This is a genomic window from Microbacterium sp., from assembly GCF_051953575.1.
Classification (GTDB): Bacteria; Actinomycetota; Actinomycetes; order Actinomycetales; family Microbacteriaceae; genus Microbacterium.
Genome location: NZ_JBQCIP010000168.1, coordinates 1 through 3,875, shown reverse-complemented (window position 1 = coordinate 3,875; position 3,875 = coordinate 1). Strand labels below are relative to the sequence as shown.

Annotated in this window: 3 protein-coding genes; all 3 read right to left on the bottom strand. The window is 70.7% G+C overall.

What is annotated here, in order from left to right; genetic code table 11:
* On the bottom strand, window positions 1–1,328 hold a 1,328-nt coding region (locus ACTHNQ_RS10500), incomplete at its 3' end, for an APC family permease (protein ID WP_440333321.1).
* Complete coding sequence (locus tag ACTHNQ_RS10495) at window positions 1,325–2,206, bottom strand: universal stress protein (protein WP_440333320.1); 882 nt, start codon at window positions 2,204–2,206, stop codon at window positions 1,325–1,327. The genes ACTHNQ_RS10500 and ACTHNQ_RS10495, both read right to left, overlap by 4 nt.
* On the bottom strand, window positions 2,203–3,564 hold the full coding sequence (locus ACTHNQ_RS10490) for a flavin monoamine oxidase family protein (RefSeq protein ID WP_440333319.1): 1,362 nt from the start codon (window positions 3,562–3,564) through the stop codon (window positions 2,203–2,205). Before ACTHNQ_RS10490 ends, ACTHNQ_RS10495 begins: the two co-directional genes overlap by 4 nt.
* Between the last annotated feature and the right edge of the window lie 311 nt (window positions 3,565–3,875).

Here is a 3,875-nt window from a genome sequence, read left to right as displayed (position 1 = left end):
AGCGGGAACAGGAACGTGAAGAAGAAGCTCCGCGCCGAGTCGAACCACTGCTTGCGGAAGTACCAGACGCACGCGAACGCGGTGAGGCCGTAGTAGAAGCAGATCATCATGCCGAGCGACAGGATCGTGTCGGTGAGGACGTTCTCGCTCACGATGCGCATCACGGCGTAGAACACCGACGCGACGATGGCCGAGACGACGGTGGCGTAACCCGGCGTGAAGAACCGCGGGCTGACCTTCGCGAACTTCGACGGCAGCGCGCCGTAGTGCCCCATCGCGAGCAGCGTGCGCGCCGGCCCGACGGCGGTCGACTGCAGCGAAGCCGCCGAGCTCGACAGCACCGCGAGCGACACGAGGAAGGCGAGCGGCCCGAGGATCGGGTCGGACAGCGCGAAGAACACGTTGGCCGAGATGTCCTCGTTCGCCAGGCCCAGGCCCTCCGACCCGACGCCGGCGAACATGATGAGGCCGATCGAGAGCAGGAGGTAGAGCGAGACCACGACGACGACGGTGACCATGGCGGCACGGCCGGGCGTCTTGGCCGGGTTCTTGGTCTCTTCGTTCATGGTGAGGACGACGTCCCAGCCCCAGAAGATGAAGATCGACAGCGAGAGGCCGGCGGCGAAGGCGCTGAACGACGACACCTCGAACGGGTTGAACCACGACCACGAGAACGCGGTCGGATCCGGCGCCTCGCCGTCCACCGCCTTCACGATCGCGACGACCGCGAACAGCACGAGGACGACGACCTGGAAGCCGACCAGCACGTACTGGAACTTCTGAGTGGTCTGCATGTCGCGGTACGAGATCAGCGTCGCGCCCAGCATGAACAGCAGGCACACCACCACGTTGATGATCGGGTTGAACGCCAGATCGGCGATGTCGGGATTGCCCGTCAGCTGCGAGATCAGCAGGAACAGGAACTCCACCGCGATGCCGGCGAGGTTCGACAGCACGATGACGGTCGCGGCGATGAGGCCCCAGCCCGTCATCCAGCCGATCCAGGGGCCGAACGCCCGCACGCCCCACGTGAAGGAGGTGCCCGAGTCGGGCATCGCGCGGTTGAGCTCGCGGTAGCCGAACGCGGTCAGCAGCATCGGGATGAACCCGACGAGGATGATCGCCGGCACCTGCGTGCCGACGACCGCGACGGTCGGGCCCAGCGACGCGGTGAGCGTGTACGCGGGCGCGATCGTCGAGACGCCGATGACCACGGCGCCGAGGACGCCGACGGCGCCCGCACTGAGGCCCTTCTTCGACAGCCCGCCGGCATCGGCGCCGGCGGCGGGTGCGAGCGGCGCGGCAGCGCCGGTGTTCTGAGCGCTCATCGTGACGCGCCTTCCTGGCGCGTGCGCGGCACGACGACCATCGGTACGGGAAGCTCGTGCAGCATCTTCGCCGCCGTCGAGCCGAGGAACAGGCGCCGGGGCTGGGCCAGGCGGCTGGAGCCGACCACGGCGATCTCGCCCGGCTCCCACCCGATGTGGGCGACAGCGTCCTCGATGCTGTCGCCGCGGGCGACGACGACCTCGGCCTCGACGTCGTCCGGCAGCGCGTCCAGCGCCTTGCCGAGCACGTCGTCGGCGTGGGCGGCGCCGGCGATGCGGATCACGCCGGTGTCGACGGATGCCGGCAGGTCCACCGACACGAGCGACAGCAGGCGCAGCTCCGCTCCGGCGGCCACCGCGAGCGCGATGCTCGCGTCGAGCAGCGTCTCGGCGCCCGGACGGGTGCCGATCGCCGCGGTCACGCGGGTGATGCCGGTGGCCTCCATGCGGCGCGAGCCCTCGGGGGCGAGCACCACAGGGACGTCCGACGAGTGCAGCAGCTCGTTCGCGACGGTGCCGAGACGGTGGCGTCCGCGCCTGCCGCCGTTCGCGGTGCCGACGACGATGAGGGATGCCTCCAGCTCATGCGCCGCGGCGACCAGGCCCTCGGCGAACGAGTCGGCGAATCTGACGTGCGACCGCGAGGTGACGGCATCCGGGATCGTCGCCGTCGCCTCGGCCAGCCACGTCTCGGCCTGCCCCTGCAGGTACCGGTCGTAGCTCGCGTCGGGCGGGGTGATGACGCTGCGGTCCTCACCCGGCAGCACGAGCACGAGGTCCAGCTCGGCACCCGTGGCCGCCGCGAAGCGGGCGCCGAGCGCGACCGCGTCGGCGCCGGCATCCGTCGCGGTGTACCCGACGACGATCCGGGCCGTCATCGTCGCGCCGCTTCGAGGACGTTGGCCGCGGCGAAGCGCCCCATGCGGATCGCGCCGTCGACGTGCTGGTAGCCGGCACCCGCCATGTCGCTGCAGGCGAAGTGGATCGGGCCGACGGCGGTGCGCAGGTCGGCGCCGTAGCGGTGCAGACCGCCCATGTCGAAGCTCGCGGCGTAGGCGCCGCGCGTCCACTCCTCCGAGCCCCAGTCGCTCTCGTAGTAGACGACGGGGTTCTTCGCCTCGGGACCGTAGTAGTGCGACAGCGACTCGAGGATGCGCTCCTTGCGCTCCTCGGCCGACAGCGTGAACAGGTCGTCGGCGTTCTGGTCGCTGACGAAGCCGACCAGGGTGCCGCGCTCGTCGCCGTGGTTCGTGTTGTCGTAGGCCTCGTGCGACAGCTCATAGGGGCTGAACGCCGTGCCCGAAAGGCCCTGCTCACGCCAGAACGGGCGGTCGTAGACGGCGTGCACCTTGATGACGAAGCCCATCGACAGGTGCTGGTGCAGCTGGTGCTGGCGGCGCGGCAGCGCCGGGACGAACGAGATGCGGTCGTACAGCACGGGGGCGTGGGCGAGGATCGCGTAGCGCGCGTGGACGTGCAGGTCGCCGTCGGCGTGGGCGGTGACCCCGTCCTCCGACCACTCGAGCGTGCGGACCGCGTGCCCGAGCAGGACGTCGTCGCCGAGGCGCTCGGCGAGCAGGATCGGAACCTGCTGCAGGCCGCCGACGACGCGCTTGTCGAGGATGAAGTCGGCGTCGACGAGGTTCGAGTACGAACCCGCCGAGGCCGCCATCAGCAGGGACTGCAGCAGCGAGAAGGCGTGGGTCGGCTTGGTGAGCATGGCCGAGCCGGTCGCGAACGCGAGGTTGCGCACGGCCTCGTCGTCGTCGGTCTGCGCGCGCAGCCACGCGTCCCAGGTGACCGAGTCCCACTCGGCGGCGTTCGGGTGCTCCCAGGGACGGTCGGGGTCGATCTCGGCGACCATCGCGTCCAGACGCTCGGTGATCTCGGCGATGACCTTCTCGGTCTCGGGCGAGACGGGGAACATCTCACCGGTGAAGCGGTGCAGCGTTCCGTCGGGGCCGACGTAGACGCTGTCGCCGTCGCGGTAGCGGCTGTAGGTCTCCAGCCCGAGCTCCTCGATGGTCTCTTTGAGCGCATCCTGGTCGGGCGAGACCCACTGGCCGCCGATCTCGAGCATGGCGCCGTCGATCACGTCGGTCCACAGGCGCCCGCCGACGCGGTCGCGGGCTTCGAGCACGACGACCGACAGGCCGGCCTTCTTCAGTTCGTTGGCGGCGGTGGTGCCGGCGGCGCCGGCGCCGATGATGACGACGTCACGGGTGAGCTCGGTCATTCGGACTCCTTTGTCGGGCGCGCCTGCCCGGCGCGTCGTGCGGTCTCTGGTGGGTGATGCGGGTCCCGGGGGGGCCGGGGGGGGCGCCGCGGGGGCCGATACGCCGGGTCGGGTTCTGTCACTCCGTCTAGGGGTCAGGATTCCCCCACACCGCCGTCCACCCCCCCCCCGCCCCCGCCGGGACCCGCAGCCCCCCCCAGAGACCGCACGCCGCGCCGGGCAGGCGCGCCCGACAACGGAGTCCGAATGACCGAGCTCACCCGTGACGTCGTAAACATCGGCGCCGGCGCCGCCGGCACCACCGCCGCCAA